Genomic DNA, 19,080 nt, shown 5'->3' with positions numbered 1-19,080 from the left:
GCGGCCGCGACGTCACACCGCCGGGCAGCCGCCCCGCGGCCGCGACGTCACACCGTCAGGCCGCGCAGCACCAGATCGAGCAGGGCGCAGGCGAACAGCACGATCCCGATGAAGCCGTTGACGGTGAAGAACGCCCGGTTCAGCCGGGACAGGTCGCCGGGCCGCACGATGGAGTGCTCGTAGACGAACGCCGCCACCACGACCGCCAGCCCCGCCCAGTAAGGCGCGCCGGCCCCGGTCAGCGCGCCGTACCAGGCCAGCAGCGCCACGGTGACGGCATGGGAGCCGCGGGCCCCGTACAGCGCGGCGGCTATGCCGAAGCGCGCGGGGACGGACCGCACCCCGTGGGCCCGGTCGGCGGCCACGTCCTGGCAGCCGAAGATCAGGTCGAAGCCGCCGATCCACACGCCCACCGCGAGCCCGAGGACCACCGCCTCCCACGACCAGGCGCCGGTGACCGCGATCCAGGCGCCCACGGGCCCCATGGCCTGCGCGAGCCCGAGTATGGCGTGCGGGAAGTCGGTGAACCGCTTCCCGTACGGGTAGACCACCATCGGCACCACGGCGACGGGCGCGAGCGCCAGGCACAGCGGGTTCAGCAGCGCGGCGGCCCCCAGGAAGACGGCGAGCGCGACCAGCGCCCCGGCCCACGCGGTGCGCACCGACAGCGCCCCGGTGACCAGCTCGCGCCCCGCGGTACGCGGGTTGCGGGCGTCGATCTCCCGGTCGATGATCCGGTTGGCGGCCATCGCGAAGGTCCGCAGCCCCACCATCGCGACGGTGACCAGGAACAGCTCCCACCAGTGGACGGTGCCGTCGTCCAGGAACATCGCGGTGAGGGAGGCGATGTAGGCGAAGGGCAGCGCGAAGACCGAGTGCTCGATCATCACCAGCCGCAGGAACGCCCTGACCCGCCCGGCGGGCCGGGCGGGCTGGGGGCCTGCGACGCCCTCGGTGACGGAGCTCACAGCCCGTACTCCCGCCAGCGGCGGCTGACCTTCTCGGCCGTGTCGGGGTCGGACAGGACCATGTCCGGCCAGCCCCCGTCGCGCGTGTAGCCCTCCTCGGGCCACTTGGCGGTGGCGTCTATGCCCGCCTTGCCGCCCCAGAACTGCTGGTAGGAGGCGTGGTCGAGGTGGTCCACCGGCCCCTCGGTGAGCAGGAGGTCGCGGGCGTAGTCGGTGTTGCCCAGGGCCCGCCAGGCGACCTCGTGCAGATCGTGGACGTCGCAGTCGGAGTCGACCACCACGATCAGCTTGGTCAGCGACATCATGTGCGCGCCCCAGATGGCCGACATCACCTTCTGCGCGTGCTTGGGGTACTTCTTGTCGATCGAGATGATCGCGCAGTTGTGGAAGCCGCCCGCCTCGGGGAGGTGGTAGTCCACGATGTCCGGGACAATGATCTTCAGCAGCGGCAGGAAGAAGCGTTCCGTCGCCCGGCCCAGCGGCCCGTCCTCCGTCGGCGGGCGGCCCACGACGATGGACTGGAAGACCGGCCGTCTGCGCATCGTCACGCAGTCGATGGTCAGGGCCGGGAAGTCCTCCTGCGGCGTGTAGAAGCCGGTGTGGTCGCCGAACGGCCCCTCCGGGAGCATCCTGCCCGGCTCCAGCCAGCCCTCCAGCACCACCTCGGCGCGGGCGGGGACCTGGAGCGGCACCGTCCTGCAGTCCACCATCTCCACCCGCTTCCCCTGGAGGAAGCCGGCGAACAGGTACTCGTCGATGTCACCCGGCAGCGGCGCGGTGGAGGCGTAGGTGACGGCGGGCGGGCAGCCGAAGGCGATGGCGACCGGCAGCCGCTCGCCGCGCCGTGCGGCCGTCTGGTAGTGGTTGCGGCTGTCCTTGTGGATCTGCCAGTGCATCCCGATGGTGCGCCGGTCGTGCCGCTGGAGGCGGTACAGGCCCAGGTTCCGGATGCCGGTCTCGGGGTCCTTGGTGTGGGTCAGGCCCAGGTTGAAGAAGGAGCCGCCGTCCTTCGGCCAGGTGAACAGCGCGGGCAGCTTCTCCAGGTCGACGTCGTCGCCGGTGAGGACCACCTCCTGGACCGGCGCCTCCTTGACCTTCCTCGGCGGCACGTGCGCCATCGCGCCGAGCTTGCCGAACGCCTCGCGCATCCCGACGAAGCCCTGCGGCAGCTCGGGCCGCAGCAGCCCGCCGATCTTCTCGCTGATGTCGTCGTAGGAGGACAGGCCCAGCGACTTGAGCGTGCGGCGGTCGGTGCCGAAGACGTTCATCGCCAGCGGCATGTCGGAGCCCCTGACGTTCTCGAAGAGCAGCGCCGGGCCGCCGGACTTCTGGACCCGGTCGACGATCTCCCCGACCTCCAGATGGGGATCGACCTCGGCCTTGATCCGTACGAGGTCGCCGTCGCGCTCCAGGGCCCGCAGCAGCGAGCGGAGATCGTCGTATGCCATACGGGCAAGTATCCGACACCGACTACCCTGGGCGTGTCACGGGGCCTCCTCCGGCCGGGCACCCCGGACCGCGGGCCCGCACAGGGACCGGCACCTGCCGCACTACACGCTTCCAGGGGGCGTTGCCCAATGCTCAGGATCCTTCCGACCGTTCTGCTCCTGGCGGTGTTGCTCTACGCCTTCATCGACTGCCTGAACACCCCCGAGAACGAGGCCCGCAAGCTTCCGAAGCTGGCGTGGGTGTTCGTCATCCTGCTCTTCCCCCCGGTCGGCCCCATCGCCTGGTTGGTGGTCGGACGGCCGCGCAGGAACGCGCCCTACGGCGCCACCCGCCCCGCCGAGCGCCGGTGGGTGGCCCCGGACGACAACCCCGACTTCCTGAAGTCGATCAACGAGCGCGGACGGCAGCACCCCGAGACGCCGGAGCCGGAGCGGAAGCGGGAGCAGGAGCGGGAGCCCGGCGAGGAGCGGGGCCGGAAGGACGGCAGCGCGGGCAGGGAGACCGACAGGGAGAACGGCGGGCCGGAGGACACCACCCCGCCCGCCGCCTCCTGAGAGCGCGCCCGCGTCACGTCACCTCACGCCGGGACGGTCACACCCCGCCGTAGGAGTGCAGGCCGTCGAAGAAGATGTTGACGCCGTAGTAGTTGAACAGGAAGCACAGGAAGGCGATCAGCGCCAGGTACGCCGCCTTGCGCCCCTTCCAGCCCGCCGTGGCGCGGGCGTGCAGGTAGGCCGCGTAGCCGACCCAGGTGATGAAGGACCAGGTCTCCTTGGGGTCCCAGCCCCAGTAGCGGCCCCAGGCGTTCTCGGCCCAGATGGCGCCCGCGATGATGGTGAAGGTCCAGAACGGGAAGACGGCGGCGTTGATGCGGTAGGCGAAGCCGTCCAGCGACGCGGAGCTGGGCAGCCGCTCCAGCACGGAGGTGGCGAAGGCGCCCGGCCGCCCGCCGGCCTCCAGCTTGGCCTCGTAGCGGTCCCGGAACAGGTACAGCAGCGTGGAGACCGCGCCGAGGTAGAACAGCGCGCCGCACACGATGGCCAGCGAGACGTGGATCCACATCCAGTACGAGTCGAGCGCCGGGACGAGCTGGTCGCTCTCGGTGTAGAAGACCACGATGGCCAGACCCAGGTCGAGCAGCACGGTGGTGACCAGCGGCAGCCCGAGCCAGCGGATGTCCTTCTTCGCCACCAGGAAGGCCAGGTAGGCGCCGACGGCGACCATCGAGAAGGCCGTCGAGAACTCGTACATGTTGCCCCAGGGGGCGCGCTGTACCGACAGGGCGCGGGTGAGCACCGCGCCGAAGTGCAGCAGGAAGGCCAGCACGGTGAGCGAGACGGCGATCCGGCCGTACAGGTCGCCCTGCTCGTCCCCGCCGGCCGCGCCCGGACCGTCCGGCACTCCAGCCCGGCGGCCCGGGGCGGAGCGGGTGACGACCCTGGGGCGCTCCAGCACCTCCGTGCCGCCGGAGGTGCGCACGGTGACGGAGACCTTGTCGGCGCCCTTGTCCGCGGCGGCGGTCCGGGCGCCCCCGGACTTCCCGGCGCCCTGGGCGGTCAGCGCGGCGGCGGTGCGGGCCACCTTGCTGCGGCTGCCGAACACCCACTCCACGATGTGCGCGACGAAGGCCAGGGCGTACACGGCCATCGCCGACTTGATCAGCAGGTTGCTGAACTCGGCGAGGCTCTCGTTCGCTGCGACGGCGATGTCCACTGGGTTCACTCGTTCTCTCCTCGTGACGAGGGGCCGGCGTCCTCGATGGCAGCCGGTACGTCTTCTGTGCTCCCCCCGGTGTCCCGGCCGGAGCTCCGGTCGGCGTTCCCGCCGGGGGCCGGGCCCGCCCCGTCCGGGCCCGCCCCGTCCGGATCCGCCGTGGGCGGGGCGTCGTCCTGGAGCGCGAAGGCCAGGTCGCCCAGTTCCTCGGGGAGCCGCGTGGACTCGCTGCGGCCCAGTCCGGCCATCTCCACCACGGTGACGCCGTCCGCGCCGCGCCGGGCCCGGACCCACACCCTGCGGCGGCGGATGAACAGCGAGCCGGCCAGGCCGAGCACGGCGGCGGTGGCCCCGGCCAGCGCCCAGCCCTCCCCGGGCTCCTGGGAGACCTGGAAGCTGGCCCACTGCTCGACGCGGTCGAACGTCAGCGTGCCCGCGCCGTCCGGCAGCTCCACCGACTCGCCGGGGCGCAGGTCGGCCCGGAACAGGTCGCCGTCCTCGGCCTTGAACTGCTCCATCTTGTCGGTGTCGAGCTGGTAGACGTTCTGCGGGAGGCCCGCGTTGACGCCCAGGTCGCCGTGGAAGGCGTTGAGGGAGAGCACCGGGTAGTCCAGCTCGGGGAAGGTCGAGTGAGGGCCGCGCTCGGCGTCGATCCCGTAGGTGGGCGTGAAGATGCCCTGGAAGCCCAGTTGCTCCTTCTCGCCGTCCTTGTTCCGGTAGTCCTTGACCTTGATGACGCCCGTGGAGGTCAGGCCCAGGCTCTCCTGCGGCAGGAACGGCACCGGGCCGCGGTAGGCCATCTTCCCCTGCCCGTCGGTGACGGTGACGACCGGCGCGTAGCCGTGGCCGACCAGGAAGACCTTGGAGTCGCCGACCTTCAGCGGGTGGTTGACCTCGATGGAGGTCTTCTTCTCCGGCCCGTCGGCGCCCTCCCAGTACGAGACGTCGGCGCGGAAGGTGCGCGCGGTGCCGCGCTGCGGGCCGGTGCGCTCGAAGGAGGCGTGGAACTCCTCCAGCGTGAAGCCGAAGATGTCCAGGTCGTCGGTGTCGTACAGCGACCCGGAGGTGAAGTCGTCGTAGTGGACGAGCGTGTTGGAGAACCCGTCGCCCTCCACGATGAGCTTGCCGCCCTCGGAGTTCCACAGTTGCCCGGCCGCGAAGGCGAGCAGCATCACGATCAGCGAGACGTGGAAGACGAGGTTCCCGGCCTCGCGCAGATAGCCCTTCTCGGCGGCGACCGAGCCCCCGGAACCGGAGCCGCCGGAATCTCCCGGCTCCTCGGTCGGGGAGGTGCGGAAGCGGCGCCCCTTCAGCAGCGTGCGCGCCGCCCGGAGCACCCGCTCCGGCTCGGCGTCGGTGCGCCAGGTGGTGTGGGCGGGCATCCTGGTCAGCCGGCGCGGCGCGCGCGGCGGACGGGAGCGGAGCTGGCCGACGAACTGCCAACTGCGCGGGAGGATGCAGCCGATGAGGGAGACGAACAGCAGGATGTAGATCGCGGAGAACCACACCGAGCTGTAGACGTCGAAGAGCTGGAGCTTGTCGTAGACCTCCGCCAGCGTCCCGTTGCGCTCCCTGAAGTCCTGGACCGCGAAGGCGTTCGAGCCGTTCTGCGGGATCAGCGAGCCGGGGACGGCGGCGAGCGAGAGCAGGAAGAGCAGGATCAGCGCGACCCGCATCGAGGTGAGCTGCCGCCAGAACCAGCGGGCCCAGCCCACCGGCCCCAGGGCGGGGACGTCGACCGCCGAGTCCTCGCGGGGGGCCGTGGAGATCCGGCCGCCCGCCTCCTGCTCCTCGGCGCCGGCCCGGGTGTTCTCGGGAGTGTTCCCGACATCGGCTGTGGGCATCTCAGATCCCTACGGTGAAGCTGTTGGTCCAGGTCCGCATTTCGGTCAGCAGCAGGTCCCACGCCCCGGTGAGCATCAGGACCCCCAGCGCGACCAGCATCCCCCCGCCGATCCGCATGACCCATACGTAGTGCCGCTTGACCACGGCGAAGGCGCCGATCGCCCGCCGGAAGGCCACCGCCGTCAGTATCAGCGGCAGGCCCAGGCCCAGGCAGTAGGCGACCGTCAGCAGCGCTCCCCGCCCCGCGCTCGCCTCGCTGAGCGCCAGTGTGTTGACCGCGGCCAGCGTGGGCCCCAGGCACGGGGTCCAGCCGACGCCGAAGAGCACACCGAGCACGGGGGCGCCGGCCAGGCCCACGGCCGGTCTGCGGTGGAAGCGGAACTCGCGCTGCCCGACCCCCCTGAGCAGTCCGGCGAAGAGCAGGCCCATCGCGATCAGGAACACGCCCAGGATCCGGGTGACCGTCTCCTGGTACTCCAGGAGCGTCTGGCCGAAGTACCCGAAGAGGGCGCCGCCCGAGACGAAGACGGCCGTGAAGCCGGCGACGAACAGGGAGGCGCCGAGCACCATCCGCCCTCTGCGCGCCTCGGCCAGGTCGGCGCCGCCGATCCCCGTGACGTAGGAGAGGTAGCCGGGGACGAGCGGCAGGACGCACGGGGAGAAGAACGACACCAGCCCGCCCAGCAGCGCGATGGGGATCGCCAGGAGCAGACCGCCGGTCAGGACGGTCTCGTAGATCCCCGTCTCGGAGGCGAGGTGGGGCATCCGGCTCACTTCTCCTCGACCAGGGGGTCGATCATGGAGCGGAGTTCCTCCTCACCGAGGGGCTTCAGGGCCCGGGCGGCGATCCTCCCCTCCCGGTCGAGGACGAGGGTGGAGGGGATGGCCTGCGGGTTGAGGCTGCCCTTGGGGAAGCGCAGCAGGAGCTTGCCGGAGGGGTCGTAGAGGCTGGGGTAGGGCACCTCGTACTCCTCCTCGAAGCGCTGGGCCGGGACCCGGTCGAGGTCCCGGGTGTTGATCCCGACGAACCGCACCCCCTGGTCCTCGGTCTCCTCGGCCACCTTCACCAGGTGCGGCATCTCGGCGCGGCAGGGCGGGCACCACGAGCCCCAGACGTTGAGGACCACGACATCGCCCCGGTAGTCGGCGACGTCCAGCCGCTTCCCGTCCACCGTCTCGCCGGATAGATCGGGGGCGGGCTTGCGGTCGGCCGGCTTCACCTCGGTGACCGCGCCCGTCCCGTCCACGTAGTTCTTGCCGGATCCACCGCTCTGCTCCTGGCCGCCGCCCGCGCCGCAGCCCGACAGGATCAGTGCGCAGGCCGCCGCGGCGGTGAAGGCCGCGGACAGCCGGGAGCGGCCTGGGGAGCCGGTAGCGCGAAGAAACATGTGAAAAGTTTCCCATGCGCCTCGCGCAGGCGTTCCCCCGCCCCCGCCAAAAGGCCCCACCGGGCGATAACCCGACAACTCCCCCCACCTGGATGTGACTTGGATCACTCCTCGCGGCGGTCGCCGGGCGGCCGCGACCGGCTGCCGCGCCGCCGCCCCGCGGCCTCCCGCGAGACGGCGGCGCCGGAGCCGGTCAGGCGCCGAAGCCGGGTCCCTGGCCGGCCTGCCCTCTGGCCGGCTTCGCCCCGGCCCTCAGGTGCGGCGGCACCAGATCGCGGGCCGGCTCGCTGTAGCCGACCGAGACGATCCGGTCGCCGACGAAGGTGAAGGTGGTCAGCGACGCCAGGGTGCACTGCCGCCTGCGCGGGTCGTGCCACAGCCGGCGGCGTTCGACGAAGCTGCGCACCGTCCAGATCGGCAGCTGGTGGCTGACGCACAGCGCCTCGTGGCCGCGCGCGGCGTCCCGGGCGGCCTCCAGCGCCGCCATCATCCGCACCACCTGGTCGATGTACGGCTCGCCCCACGACGGGCGGAAGGGGTTGCGCAGGTGCGGCCAGTTCGCGACCCGCCGCAGGGCTCCGTCCCCGACGCCGAAGGTCTTGCCCTGAAAGATGTTCTCCGCCTCGATCAGCCGCTCGTCGCTGGCCACGTCCAGGCCGTGGGCCTTGGCGATCGGCGAGGCGGTCTCCTGGGCGCGCTCCAGCGGGGAGGCGACGACATGGGTGATGTCGCGCCCGGCCAGATGCTCGGCGACCCGCTCGGCCATGCGGCGGCCCAGGTCGGAGAGGTGGTAGCCGGGCAGGCGCCCGTAGAGGATCCCCTTGGGGTTCTCCACCTCGCCGTGCCGCATCAGGTGGACGACGGTGCGCCTGCCGCCGCCGTGCTGCTCGCGCTCTCCGGCCGTCTCGCCGGTGACCGCCACGTCCGCCGGATCCGTCATGCCCGCGGGGTCCGCCGACTGGGCCGGGTTCGGGACGCTCCCGTTCGGCTCGCCGGTCATGCCCCCTCCTCCGCGGCGGTGGCCCGCGCGGCGGCGCGCGCGGCCGGCGGCAGGGCGGCGGCGATCCGCTCGACGGCCCGGTCGTCGTGGGCGGTGGAGACGAACCAGGACTCGAAGGCGGAGGGCGGCAGGTAGACGCCCTGGGCCAGCATCTCGTGGAAGAAGGCGGTGAAGCGGAACGACTCCTGGCGCCGGGCCGCGTCGTAGTCCGCCACGTCCTCGTCGGTGAAGAAGACCGAGAACATGTTGCCCGCGCTCTGCAGCCGGTGCGCCACGCCCTCCTCGGCCAGCGCCTCGGTGACCAGCGCGCGGATCCGCGCGGAGACGGCGTCCAGCCGCTCGTACGCCGCGTCGTCCAGCAGGCGGAGCTGGGCGAGGCCGGCGGCGGTGGCGACCGGGTTCCCGGACAGGGTGCCGGCCTGGTAGACGGGGCCGGCGGGGGCGAGGTGGGCCATCACGTCGGCCCGGCCGCCGAAGGCCGCGGCCGGGAAGCCGCCGCCCATCACCTTGCCGAAGGTCATCAGGTCCGGCACGACGCCGTCCAGGCCGTACCAGCCGGCCTTCGAGACGCGGAAGCCCGTCATCACCTCGTCCGAGACGTACAGCGCGCCGTTCTCCTCGCACAGGCGCTTGAGCCCGGCGTTGAAGCCGTCGCGCGGCGGCACGACGCCCATGTTGCCCGGCGACGCCTCGGTGATCACGCACGCGATCTCGCCGGGGTGCGCGGCGAAGGCGGCGGCGACCGAGTCCAGATCGTTGTACGGCAGCACCAGCGTGTCCCCGGCCTGCGCGCCCGTCACACCGGGGGTGTCGGGCAGAGCGAAGGTGGCCACGCCCGAGCCGGCGGCGGCCAGCAGCGCGTCGACGTGTCCGTGGTAGCAGCCGGCGAACTTGACCACCTTGGCCCGCCCGGTGAAACCGCGTGCCAGGCGGATCGCGGACATCGTGGCCTCGGTGCCGGAGGAGACCAGCCGCACCTGGTCGACGGGGGCGATACGGGCGACGATCTCCTCGGCCAGTTCGACCTCGCCCTCGCCGGGCGTGCCGAAGGACGTGCCGCGCGCGACCGCCGCGCGGACCGCCTCGACCACGGCGGGATGGGCGTGCCCGAGGACCATCGGACCCCAGGAGCACACGAGGTCCACATACTCACGGCCGTCGGCGTCGGTGAGGTACGGACCGGCACCGGACACCATGAAGCGGGGCGTACCGCCCACGGCGCGGAAGGCGCGCACCGGAGAATTCACGCCTCCGGGCGTCACGACGGCGGCACGGTCGTACAGCGACTGCGATACTGGGGCATCGTACGGATAGCTCACGCAAGCCATGGTCTCAGAGCCTCGCGCGCATGTGCGGCCGGGCGTTTCACAGCCCGCCAGAAGGGGAGGTCTCTGAAAGTCTTTGGAGACGATGATCTGGTTGCGCGGCGGGGGCCGCAAGTGGTCGGGTGGTGACATGCAGCGCGGTGGCGGACTGGGCGAGGGCACGGGGGACCTGGGCCGGGGCCCCAGACGGGCGCGGGGGCGCCACCGGCGGGACCGCGACGCGAGAGCGGTGAGCGAGACCGCCGAGGACGTGGCCGGCCAGACCGGGACGGCCGGGGCCGAGGGCACGGAGACGAGGAGCAGCAAGGGTGGCCGGGTGGGGGTGACCTACAAGTACTTCGGCGCGCCGGACGGCGCCACAGCCGCCCGTGTGCCCATCACGATGCGCCCGGACGAACTCGGCGGGGACGAACTGGGCCACGGCATGTTCACCAGCATCAAGCCGGAGACGATGGCCGCCATGGTCCTCACCGGCATCGAGGGGGTCCCGCTGCACAAGGTGCCTCCGCTGGAACTGGTCGTCCTCCACTCCGACTACGCGGTGGTCAGGCTCCCCATGACGGTCGTCGACCCGCTGCGCGGCATCGGGGAGGAGTCGGTGGGCGCCGCCGCCTTCATCTGGTCCACCGTCCCCGACCGGGGCGGCCCGCGCGACGCCTTCGACGTCTACCGGCTCCTGCACGAGTGGCAGGACTTCAGCCACCGGCTCCACGAGGCCGGCCACCAGCCGTACTGCCTGGTCTGGCCCTGAGCGGCCCCCTACGCTCCCGGTATGTCCGTCGCGCGCTCCGTCCTGCTGTTCGTCCTGGCCGCCCTCCTGGAGATCGGCGGCGCCTGGCTGGTGTGGCAGGGGGTGCGCGAGCACCGCGGCTGGGCGTGGATCGGTGCCGGGGTGATCGCACTGGGCGCCTACGGCTTCGTCGCCACCTTCCAGCCGGACGCGAACTTCGGCCGGGTGCTGGCGGCGTACGGCGGGGTCTTCGTCGCCGGCTCCCTGACCTGGGGCATGGTCGTGGACGGTTTCCGGCCGGACCGCTGGGACGTCGCGGGGGCACTGGTCTGCCTGGCCGGGGTCGCGCTGATCATGTACGCGCCGCGGGGCGGGTGAACCGGCCGGGGGTCCGGGGGGAGCCCCCGGGACAGCACAGCATGTACGCGCCGCGGGGCGGGTGAACCGGCCGCCTATCCTTCGAGGCGGTCCGCCCTTGGAAACGTCCGCCACACCGCGAGGAGCCCTCCATGCCCATGCCCGCCGAGCAGCAGCCCACCGCCGTCGTCACCGGCGCGAGCAGCGGTATCGGCGCCGCCGCCGCACGCCGGCTGGCCGCCGCCGGGTACCGCACCGTGCTCACCGCCCGCCGCGCCGACCGCGTGGAGGAGCTCGCCGCCGAGCTGAACGCCGACGGGCACCGGGCCGAGGCGCACCCCCTGGACGTCACCGACCGCGCCGCCGTGGACGCCTTCGCCTCCCGGCTCGGCCCCCTCGCCCCCGGCAGCGTGCTGGTCAACAACGCCGGCGGCGCCCTGGGCCTGGAGCCCGTGGCCACCGCCGACCCCGCCGACTGGCAGTCGATGTACGAGGTCAACGTGCTGGGCACGCTCCACGTGACGCAGGCCCTGCTCCCGGCCCTGACCGCCTCCGGCGAGGGCACCGTGCTGGTGCTCTCCTCCACCGCCGGCCACGGCACCTACGAGGGCGGCGCCGGCTACGTCGCCTCCAAGCACGGCGCCCACGTCCTGGCCGAGACCCTCCGTCTGGAGCTGTGCGGGCAGCCGGTGCGCGTCATCGAGATCGCGCCCGGCATGGTGCGCACCGAGGAGTTCTCCCTCACCCGCTTCCGCGGTGACGCCGAGAAGGCCGCGAAGGTCTACGAGGGCGTCGCCGAGCCGCTGACCGCCGAGGACGTGGCCGACACCGTCGTCTGGGCCGTCACCCGGCCCCCGCACGTCAACGTCGACCTGCTGGTCGTCCGGCCCCGCGCCCAGGCGTCCAACACCAAGGTGCACCGCGAGCGCTGAGCCCTCGGACGCGCCCGTGCCGTTCCGGCGCGTCCGCCTCAGAGCCGCTCGGGGGTGCGGATGCCCAGCAGCGCCATGCCCTGCCGCAGGGTGCGGGCCGTCAGATCGCACAGGAAGAGCCTGTTCTCCCTGACCGCCTCCGACTCCGCCCGGATCACCGGGCACTGGTCGTAGAACGTGGTGTAGAGCGAGGCGAGCTGGTAGAGGTAGGCGGCCAGCTTGTGCGGCTCGTACGTCTCGGCCACACCCGCCAGCGTCTCGGCGAACTCGTCCAGGTGCAGGCCCAGCGCCCGCTCGGCCGGAGCCAGTTCCACCTCCGGGTGCGCGGCGGGCCGCGCGTCCCCGGCCTTGCGCAGGATCGACTGGATCCGGGCGTAGGCGTACTGGAGGTAGACGCTGGTGTCGCCGTTGAGCGAGACCATCCGGTCCAGGTCGAAGACGTAGTCACGCGACATGGACGTCGACAGGTCGGCGTACTTCACCGCGCCGATGCCCACCTGGGCGCCGCGCTCGGCGATCTCCTCCTCCGTCAGCCCCAGGCCGCCCTGCTCCGCCTTCTCCCGCACCACGGCCGTGGCCCGCTCGACGGCCTCTTCCAGCAGGTCCACCAGCCGGACCGTCTCGCCCTCACGGGTCTTGAACGGCTTGCCGTCCTTGCCCAGCACCGTGCCGAAGGCGAGCTGCCGCGCCGCGCCCTCGGGCAGCCAGCCGGCCCGGCGCGCGGTCTCGAAGACCATCTTGAAGTGCAGCGCCTGCCGGGCGTCCACCACGTACAGCAGGGTGTCGGCGCCCAGCTTCCCGACCCGGTCGCGGATGGCGGCCAGGTCGGTGGCGGCGTAGCCGAAACCGCCGTTGGACTTCTGCACGATCAGCGGGACGGGCTTGCCGTCGGGGCCCTTGACGTCGTCGAAGAACACGCACAGCGCGCCGTCGGAGCGGACCGCGACGCCGCTGTCCTCCAACTCCTTCACGACCTGCTGGAGGTCGTCGTTGTAGGCGCTCTCGCCGACCACGTCCGCGTCGCGGATCTCCACGTCGAGCTGGTCGTAGACCGCGTGGAAGTAGATCATCGACTCGCCGACGATCTTCCGCCACATCTCCAGAGTGTCCTGGTCGCCGCTCTGCAGGAGCACCACCCGGTCGCGGGCGCGCGCCTTGAACTCCTCGTCGGAGTCGAACAGCGCCCGGGACGCCTTGTAGAGCCGGTTCAGCCGGGACATCGCGGCCTCACCGGACGCGCCGGATCCGCCGGCCTCCTCGCCGGAGGCGTGGTCCAGCTCGTGCGGGTGCTCGACCAGGTACTGGATGAGCATGCCGAACTGCGTGCCCCAGTCCCCGATGTGGTGCCGCCGGACCACCTTCTCGCCCCGGTGCTCCAGGATCTGCACGATCGCGTCGCCGATCACCGTCGAGCGCAGGTGCCCGACATGCATCTCCTTGGCCACGTTGGGCTGCGAGTAGTCGATGACGGTGGTGCCCGGCCGCTCGGCGTACGGCACGCCCAGCCGCTCGTCGGCCGCCCGCGCCGCCAGCGTCCGCACGATCGCGGCGTCGGAGACGGTGATGTTGAGGAAGCCCGGCCCGGAGACCTCGATGCCGGCGATCTCGTCGGTCTCCGGCAGCGCGGCGACCACCCTGCCGGCCAGCTCACGCGGGTTGCCCCCCAGCTTCTTGGCCAGCGCCAGCATCCCGTTGGCCTGGAAGTCCGCCCGGTCGCTGCGTCGCAGCATGGGGTCTCCCCAGCTCGAAGAGCGAGGGGAAGGGTCCGTACCCGATGCCACAGCCTCCGGCAGGGCTGCCGAGAGGGCGTCCGCGACGCGCTGGTGGACGGTTGCGGCAAGGGAGGGGACCGAGGCCATGAAGGAGTGCCGTTCCTCTGAGTGGGGTTTACCGGATCGGTCCAGTATCCCACGCGGTCCACCGCCGGGGCGCGCGCGTTCGTCACGGGCACGCGGCCCGTACCGCGTCTGAAACAATGGAGCCGTCATCCCGGACACCACAGCACACCACAGCCAGGAAAGGGACGTGCCGACCGTGGCTCAGAGCACAGAGGCCGACTGGGTCTCCCGCATCGCGGACGAGGTCATCGCCGAGGCGGAGCGCCGTGCCCCCGGCAAACCGGTCGTCTGCGCCTCGGGCCTGAGCCCCTCCGGCCCCATCCACCTGGGCAACCTCCGCGAGGTCATGGTGCCGCACCTCGTCGCCGACGAGATCAAGCGGCGCGGCGTGCCCTGCGAGCACATCCTGTCCTGGGACGACTACGACCGCTTCCGCAAGGTCCCGGCGGGCATCGAGGGCGTCGACGCCTCGTGGTCGGAGCACATCGGCAAGCCGCTCACCCTGGTGCCCGCGCCTCCCGGCAGCGAGCACTCCAGCTGGGCCGAGCACTTCAGGGCCGCCATGGTGCGGGCGCTGGACGAGCTGGGCGTCGAGGTGCGCGGCATCAGCCAGACCCAGATGTACACCTCCGGCGCGTACGGCGAGCAGATCCTCTTCGCCATGCGCGAGCGCGCCCGCATCGACGCCGTCCTGGACCGCTACCGCACCAAGGTCACGCCCGAGAACGCCGGCAAGTCCCCGAAGAAGCAGGGCGGGCCGAAGGACGCCGAGATGTCCGCGGCCGAGATCGAGGCCGCCGAGGGTTCGGGCGCCGCGGGCGAGGACGACGGCAGCACGGGCGACGCCGGGTACTTCCCCTACAAGCCGTACTGCTCCGTCTGCGACCGCGACCTGACGACGATCACCGCGTACGAGGACGAGAGCACGCGGATGACGTACGTGTGCCGGTGCGGCCACGAGGAGACGGTGCTGCTGTCGGAGCACCGCCGCGGCAAGCTGGTCTGGAAGGTCGACTGGCCGATGCGCTGGGCGTACGAGGGCGTGGTCTTCGAGCCCTCCGGCGTGGACCACCAGTCCCCCGGCTCCTCCTACGTCGTCGGCGGGCAGCTGGTGCGGGAGATCTTCGGCGGCGAGCAGCCGATCGGCCCGATGTACGCCTTCGTCGGCATCAGCGGCATGGCGAAGATGTCCAGCTCCAAGGGCGGGGTGCCCACCCCGCTCGACGCGCTGGAGATCATGGAGGCTCCGCTGCTGCGCTGGCTGTACGCCCGCCGCCGCCCGAACCAGTCCTTCAAGATCGCATTCGACCAGGAGATCCAGCGGCTCTACGACGAGTGGGACGCCCTGGAGCGCAAGGTCGCCGACGGCACCGCGCAGCCCGCGGACGCCGCCGCGTACCGCCGTGCCACCACCACGGCCGGCGGCGAACTGCCCCGCACCCCGCACCCGCTGCCGTACCGCACGCTGGCCTCGGTGGCGGACATCACCACCGGGGACGAGGCGCAGACGCTGCGCATCCTGGGCGAGCTGGACCCGGACAACCCGGTGGCCTCCCTGGACGAGACGCGTCCGCGGCTGGACTGCGCGCAGCGCTGGATCAGCACCCACGTGCCGGCCGAGCAGCGCACCCGGGTGCGCGAGGAGCCGGACACCGAGCTGCTGGCCTCGCTCGACGACGACGCGCGCGAGTCGCTGCGGCTGCTGCTGGACGGCCTGGACGACCACTGGTCGCTGGACGGGCTGACCACGCTGGTCTACGGCGTGCCCAAGGTCCGGGCGGGCCTGTCGCCGGAGGCCAGGCCGACGCCGGAGCTGAAGGTGGCCCAGCGCGCCTTCTTCGCGCTGCTGTACCGGCTGCTGGTGGGCCGTGACACCGGCCCGCGGCTGCCCACGCTGCTGCTGGCCGTCGGCGCGGACCGGGTCCGCAAGCTGCTGGGCGCGTAACACCGGCGCCCGCCCGTGCCGCGGCCCCGGCACTCCTTGAAGGAGTGCCGGGGCCGCGGCACGGTGCGTTCCGTACCCGGAGCGGGAGGGCCGACCTCCCGGCGCGGGGGGTGCCCGCCGGGTGGAGTCGGGAACCTGACGGGTGGTCAGCCCACCAGGCCCGTCTGATACCGGTCCTTGAACTCGTACACGTACGGGCGGAGGTAGGACTCGCTGAGGGGCCCGCCGTTGACGTCCTTGATGCCGTCGTCCAGGAGCGTCAGAGCGAGCTGGTGGGGGTTGGGGAAGTCGCCCTTCTCCACGATGTACCTGTGGTAGGCCCGGTAGTAGGCCTCCTCGCGGGGCATCCCGTCCGGTATGCCGACGGGTTCGTCGGCCACTTCCTCCTCCGCTTCCGGCCGGGCCGTGTACTGCCCCGGCACGGAAACGGAGCGGCCGTTCGACGGGGCCCCTCCCAGCGGACGGTGAGGCCCGTCCGGATTGGCCGGATCCCTCGGAATCGTGAGCCCGGTGGCGGGGACCTCCTCCGGCGCGGGCCGGTTCCGGGGCACCGTCTCCGGCACGGCCTCCCGCACCGAAACGGCTTCTTCCGCCGGTGCGGCCCGCACATAGGTGACCTCCTCCCGTGCGGAAGGCGCCGGCCCGTGAGCGGCTTCCCTCACCGCGGCCCCTCTTTCCCCTCTGTCCCCGGCGGTCCGCCAGGACGGCGGAAGCAGTTCGTGCCGCTCCTGTCCGGCCGCCTCCACCGGGACCGCCGTGCCCGGCCCGGGTTCCTCACCGGCCGCCGCGCCGGGTGCCCGCTCGGCGGACGTCCCCGCGGGGAGCGCCTCGGCGGCCGCGGCCCTCCCGCCCGCGACCGCGGCCTTGCCGCCCGCGGCGGGCAGTGCCTGCGGGTCGATGCCGGCGGCGGCCAGCCCGGCCGGGCCGGTCTCCGCCAGCGGCACCCCGTACCGGGCCAGCCGCAGCGGCATCAGCGCCTCCACCGGCGCCCGCCGCTTCCAGCCGCGCCCGTAGCGCGCCCGCAGCCGCGCCTCGTAGATGAGGCGGTCCTGCTCCATGCGGATGACCTGGTCGTAGGAGCGCAGCTCCCACAGCTTCATCCGGCGCCACAGCCGGAAGGTGGAGGGGAAGGCCAGCAGCCAGCGCGAGATCCGCACGCCCTCCATGTGCTTGTCGGCGGTGATGTCGGCGATCCGGCCGACCGCGTGCCGCGCGGCCTCGACCGCGACGACGAACAGCACCGGGATCACCGCGTGCATCCCGACCCCCAGCGGGTCGGGCCAGGCGGCGGCGCCGTTGAAGGCGATGGTGGCGGCCGTCAGCAGCCAGGCGGTCTGCCGCAGCATCGGGAAGGGGATGCGGATCCAGGTCAGCAGCAGGTCCAGGGCGAGCAGCACCACGATCCCGGCGTCGATGCCGATGGGGAAGAACGGCGCGAAGCCGCCGAAGCCCTTCTGTTCGGCGAGGTCGCGGACGGCGGCGTACGATCCGGCGAAGCCGATCGCCGCGATCACCACCGCCCCGGCGACGACCACGCCGATGAGTATTCGGTGAGTGCGTGTCAGGTCCACTGCTGCGTCCTCGCGAGATCGTCGTCGGTCGTCGGCGCCGGTGCCCGCCGCCCGGCCGGACGGCGGGAGGGACGGCGGAGGGGACGGGGAGCCGGAGGTCCCCGAGGGGAAGACAGGGTACGCGCGGCGGGTGACGGGACCGGGGAGCCGGCCCGGTCACCTACTTGACGGCCTTGACGGCCTCCTTCGCCGCCTTCTCCGCGTTCTCGCGGATGTCCTCGGCCTTCGGCGTCTTTCCGGTCTCGAACCCGGCGCCCTCGTAGTCCACGGTCACCACGACGTTGCCGGTGATGGCGACGACCCGCTGCTCGCGGTACTCCTCGGTCTTCTTGCCGTCCTTGCGCTCGGTCTCGAAGGCTATGGACGTCGCCTGGTCGCCGACCCCGTCGAGCGGGGCGTCCTTGACCTTCTTGTTCTCCTCGTCCTGCGAGACGGCGGCCACCTGCTGGCCGGCGTACTCGGCGGCCCGCTCGCTGCCGCTGCCGAGCGTCACGTCGGAGTCGAACCGCTTGAGGGAGACGGTGAGCGCCCGGTACTGGTAGTCGTCCAGACCGCTCCACAGGCAGGTGCCGTAGCCGTCGGTGTCCTTGGAGCCGAGGTTCTTGCCCTTCTTCTTCGCCTCGGGCACCACCTCGCCGACCGTGTCCCCCGAGAGGGTCTTGCAGGGGTCGGGCAGGGTGGTGAACTTCACCGGCGCCGGGGTCGGGGACGCGCTGGAGGCGGAGGCGCTGGGCGAGGGCCCGGCGGAGTCGTCGCCACCGGAGCCGGAGGAACAGCCCGCGACCAGCAGCATGGGCACGGCGGCGCAGGCGAGGGTGCGGACGGCGGTGCGCGTGGCGTTACGGTGCATGGTTCCTTCGCTTCCGGATGTGCTGGGCGCCGGGCACGCCCTGTCGGACGGCACGACGGTACGCCATTCGGGCGATGACACCGCAGCAGCCTAGAACGGCCTCAGGCCCTGCCGGGCGGCGCCGGGGCCGGGTGTGTCCGTCGTCTCAGTCCCGGTGGGGGCGCGGGGCGGGCACGGGAGCGGGCCCGCGAGGGGGCGTCAGTCCCGGAACTCCCCGGCGAGCCGGCCGGCCAGTTCCAGTGCCCTCTCCTGCAGTTCGGCGCTGTCGGGCAGCCTGCGCTTGTCCGTCACCCACTGCTCGTACTCGACGGTGACGATGACGTTCCCGGTGCGGAAGACCAGGGTGATGTCGCGGTGGACGCCCGAGTCCGCGGTGACCAGCTCGTCGTCGATGTACGCGGCGTCCCCGAGGTTCTCCAGGGGGCGCGGGGCCAGTGCCGCCGCCGCGCTGGGGGCCGGCTGCGGGACGGACGTCTCCGGCTCGCCGCTGCCGTCCCGGGCTCCGTCGTCGCCGTCCCCGCCGCTTTCGGCGGGCTCCCCGCTCTCCTGGGACGCCTCGCCGGCGTCCCCGCCGTCCCCGGTCCCGTCCCCGTCCGTCTCCTCGCCGGGGCCGGGGGACTCCTCCTCCGAGGGCGGCGAGCTGGGGATGCCCGCCTCCAGCACCATGTCCTCGTACAGGCGCACCGCCCGCTCGTCGTCGCTGACGGCGGGGTCGTAGGACACGACCCGTTCGAAGTCCACCAGGAGGTGACGGCTGCCCATGCCGGTGGAGCTCTTCCAGCGGCAGCCGACCCGGCGGTCGTCGTCGTAGGTGACGGTCTGCTCGCCCTCGTACGCCGCCGGAGTCTCCCCGCCCTCCGCGCCGTCCTCGGGGGAGGCGCTCGCGGCACCCGGCAGCATCGCCTTCAGAAGGCCGGTGTCGACCGCGCCGCAGGGCTCGGGCAGATCGCGGTAGGTGCCGGGCGGAGCCGTGGCGGCGGCGGTGCCGACCGTGCCGGGCTTGCTGTCGGCCGCGGCGCCGCCCGTGCCGGAGCCGCCGGTGCAGCCGACGGTCCCGACGGCCAGCGCGGCAACGAGCGCCGCGCCGGTGGCGTATGCCTTCCGCTGCACTGCCCAACTCCTCATGTCCGCGCGAACGCCCGAGAACTCGAAAACACGTTGCCGCCGTA

General features: G+C 72.5%; 17 protein-coding genes. 5 read left to right on the top strand and 12 right to left on the bottom strand.

Annotated elements, in window-relative coordinates; translation table 11 throughout:
• Window positions 1-47 precede the first annotated feature (47 nt).
• Entirely contained in the window at window positions 48-968 is a 921-nt protein-coding gene (gene mqnP, locus ACW69E_RS09075; protein ID WP_457497664.1) for a menaquinone biosynthesis prenyltransferase MqnP, read from the bottom strand.
• The gene (locus ACW69E_RS09070) at window positions 965-2,416 is read right to left on the bottom strand and encodes a menaquinone biosynthesis decarboxylase (RefSeq protein ID WP_457497663.1); all 1,452 of its coding nucleotides are present in this window, start codon (window positions 2,414-2,416) and stop codon (window positions 965-967) included. Before ACW69E_RS09070 ends, mqnP begins: the two co-directional genes overlap by 4 nt.
• A gap of 129 nt (window positions 2,417-2,545) precedes the next feature.
• Between ACW69E_RS09070 and ACW69E_RS09065 the strand changes: the two genes are divergently transcribed.
• A complete protein-coding gene (locus tag ACW69E_RS09065) occupies window positions 2,546-2,971 on the top strand; it encodes a PLD nuclease N-terminal domain-containing protein (RefSeq protein ID WP_457497662.1) in 426 nt (141 codons plus the stop codon).
• 37 nt (window positions 2,972-3,008) lie between these two features.
• Here the strand turns inward: ACW69E_RS09065 and ccsB are convergent, their stop codons facing one another.
• The 6 genes from ccsB to hemL form a co-directional block, all read right to left on the bottom strand.
• Complete coding sequence (ccsB, locus tag ACW69E_RS09060; protein ID WP_457497794.1) at window positions 3,009-4,130, bottom strand: c-type cytochrome biogenesis protein CcsB; 1,122 nt, start codon at window positions 4,128-4,130, stop codon at window positions 3,009-3,011.
• A gap of 5 nt (window positions 4,131-4,135) precedes the next feature.
• Window positions 4,136-5,974, bottom strand: coding sequence for a cytochrome c biogenesis protein ResB (resB, locus tag ACW69E_RS09055; protein ID WP_457497661.1), 1,839 nt, complete (start codon window positions 5,972-5,974; stop codon window positions 4,136-4,138).
• 1 nt (window position 5,975) lies between these two features.
• A complete protein-coding gene (locus ACW69E_RS09050; protein ID WP_457497660.1) occupies window positions 5,976-6,740 on the bottom strand; it encodes a cytochrome c biogenesis CcdA family protein in 765 nt (254 codons plus the stop codon).
• A gap of 5 nt (window positions 6,741-6,745) precedes the next feature.
• Window positions 6,746-7,363, bottom strand: coding sequence for a TlpA family protein disulfide reductase (locus tag ACW69E_RS09045; protein WP_457497659.1), 618 nt, complete (start codon window positions 7,361-7,363; stop codon window positions 6,746-6,748).
• A 193-nt stretch (window positions 7,364-7,556) separates the two neighbouring features.
• The gene (locus tag ACW69E_RS09040) at window positions 7,557-8,213 is read right to left on the bottom strand and encodes a histidine phosphatase family protein (protein ID WP_457497793.1); all 657 of its coding nucleotides are present in this window, start codon (window positions 8,211-8,213) and stop codon (window positions 7,557-7,559) included.
• Between the two features lie 146 nt (window positions 8,214-8,359).
• On the bottom strand, window positions 8,360-9,691 hold the full coding sequence (gene hemL, locus ACW69E_RS09035; RefSeq protein ID WP_457497658.1) for a glutamate-1-semialdehyde 2,1-aminomutase: 1,332 nt from the start codon (window positions 9,689-9,691) through the stop codon (window positions 8,360-8,362).
• Window positions 9,692-9,818: 127 nt separating this feature from the next.
• Between hemL and ACW69E_RS09030 the strand changes: the two genes are divergently transcribed.
• The 3 genes from ACW69E_RS09030 to ACW69E_RS09020 all read left to right on the top strand — a co-directional run bounded on the left by ACW69E_RS09030 (window position 9,819) and on the right by ACW69E_RS09020 (window position 11,707).
• Window positions 9,819-10,439, top strand: a complete 621-nt coding sequence (locus ACW69E_RS09030) for a hypothetical protein (protein ID WP_457497792.1) — start codon at window positions 9,819-9,821, stop codon at window positions 10,437-10,439.
• Between the two features lie 21 nt (window positions 10,440-10,460).
• Window positions 10,461-10,796, top strand: a complete 336-nt coding sequence (locus ACW69E_RS09025) for a YnfA family protein (RefSeq protein ID WP_457497657.1) — start codon at window positions 10,461-10,463, stop codon at window positions 10,794-10,796.
• Window positions 10,797-10,927: 131 nt separating this feature from the next.
• Window positions 10,928-11,707, top strand: a complete 780-nt coding sequence (locus tag ACW69E_RS09020) for an SDR family NAD(P)-dependent oxidoreductase (RefSeq protein ID WP_457497656.1) — start codon at window positions 10,928-10,930, stop codon at window positions 11,705-11,707.
• Window positions 11,708-11,745: 38 nt separating this feature from the next.
• Here the strand turns inward: ACW69E_RS09020 and argS are convergent, their stop codons facing one another.
• Complete coding sequence (gene argS, locus ACW69E_RS09015; protein WP_457497655.1) at window positions 11,746-13,566, bottom strand: arginine--tRNA ligase; 1,821 nt, start codon at window positions 13,564-13,566, stop codon at window positions 11,746-11,748.
• A gap of 175 nt (window positions 13,567-13,741) precedes the next feature.
• Here argS and lysS point away from each other — a divergent pair, with 175 nt between their 5' ends.
• The gene (lysS, locus tag ACW69E_RS09010; protein WP_457497654.1) at window positions 13,742-15,490 is read left to right on the top strand and encodes a lysine--tRNA ligase; all 1,749 of its coding nucleotides are present in this window, start codon (window positions 13,742-13,744) and stop codon (window positions 15,488-15,490) included.
• 146 nt (window positions 15,491-15,636) lie between these two features.
• On the opposite strand, the gene ACW69E_RS09005 is transcribed toward lysS, so the two are convergent.
• The 3 genes from ACW69E_RS09005 to ACW69E_RS08995 form a co-directional block, all read right to left on the bottom strand.
• Entirely contained in the window at window positions 15,637-17,055 is a 1,419-nt protein-coding gene (locus tag ACW69E_RS09005) for a DUF2637 domain-containing protein (RefSeq protein ID WP_457497791.1), read from the bottom strand.
• A gap of 166 nt (window positions 17,056-17,221) precedes the next feature.
• Window positions 17,222-17,911 (bottom strand): DUF3558 family protein, encoded by a 690-nt coding sequence (locus tag ACW69E_RS09000; protein WP_457497653.1) that lies wholly within the window; start codon window positions 17,909-17,911, stop codon window positions 17,222-17,224.
• Between the two features lie 198 nt (window positions 17,912-18,109).
• On the bottom strand, window positions 18,110-19,021 hold the full coding sequence (locus ACW69E_RS08995) for a hypothetical protein (protein WP_457497652.1): 912 nt from the start codon (window positions 19,019-19,021) through the stop codon (window positions 18,110-18,112).
• Window positions 19,022-19,080: the final 59 nt, after the last annotated feature.

It is taken from the genome of Streptomyces sp. SS8 (genome assembly GCF_054072955.1).
Note: the sequence above shows the minus strand (reverse complement) of the source record. Positions and strands in the feature narration are given on the sequence as shown.

Bases quoted from the DNA above. Each gene is read 5' to 3' on its own strand.
- ACW69E_RS09070 (WP_457497663.1), bottom strand. From the start codon at position 2,416: ATGGCATACGACGATCTCCGCTCGCTGCTGCGGGCCCTGGAGCGCGAC.
- ACW69E_RS09065 (WP_457497662.1), top strand. From the start codon at position 2,546: ATGCTCAGGATCCTTCCGACCGTTCTGCTCCTGGCGGTGTTGCTCTAC.
- resB (WP_457497661.1), bottom strand. From the start codon at position 5,974: ATGCCCACAGCCGATGTCGGGAACACTCCCGAGAACACCCGGGCCGGC.
- ACW69E_RS09050 (WP_457497660.1), bottom strand. From the start codon at position 6,740: ATGCCCCACCTCGCCTCCGAGACGGGGATCTACGAGACCGTCCTGACC.
- ACW69E_RS09045 (WP_457497659.1), bottom strand. From the start codon at position 7,363: ATGTTTCTTCGCGCTACCGGCTCCCCAGGCCGCTCCCGGCTGTCCGCG.
- ACW69E_RS09040 (WP_457497793.1), bottom strand. From the start codon at position 8,213: ATGCGGCACGGCGAGGTGGAGAACCCCAAGGGGATCCTCTACGGGCGC.
- hemL (WP_457497658.1), bottom strand. From the start codon at position 9,691: ATGGCTTGCGTGAGCTATCCGTACGATGCCCCAGTATCGCAGTCGCTG.
- ACW69E_RS09030 (WP_457497792.1), top strand. From the start codon at position 9,819: ATGCAGCGCGGTGGCGGACTGGGCGAGGGCACGGGGGACCTGGGCCGG.
- ACW69E_RS09025 (WP_457497657.1), top strand. From the start codon at position 10,461: ATGTCCGTCGCGCGCTCCGTCCTGCTGTTCGTCCTGGCCGCCCTCCTG.
- ACW69E_RS09020 (WP_457497656.1), top strand. From the start codon at position 10,928: ATGCCCATGCCCGCCGAGCAGCAGCCCACCGCCGTCGTCACCGGCGCG.
- argS (WP_457497655.1), bottom strand. From the start codon at position 13,566: ATGGCCTCGGTCCCCTCCCTTGCCGCAACCGTCCACCAGCGCGTCGCG.
- ACW69E_RS09000 (WP_457497653.1), bottom strand. From the start codon at position 17,911: ATGCACCGTAACGCCACGCGCACCGCCGTCCGCACCCTCGCCTGCGCC.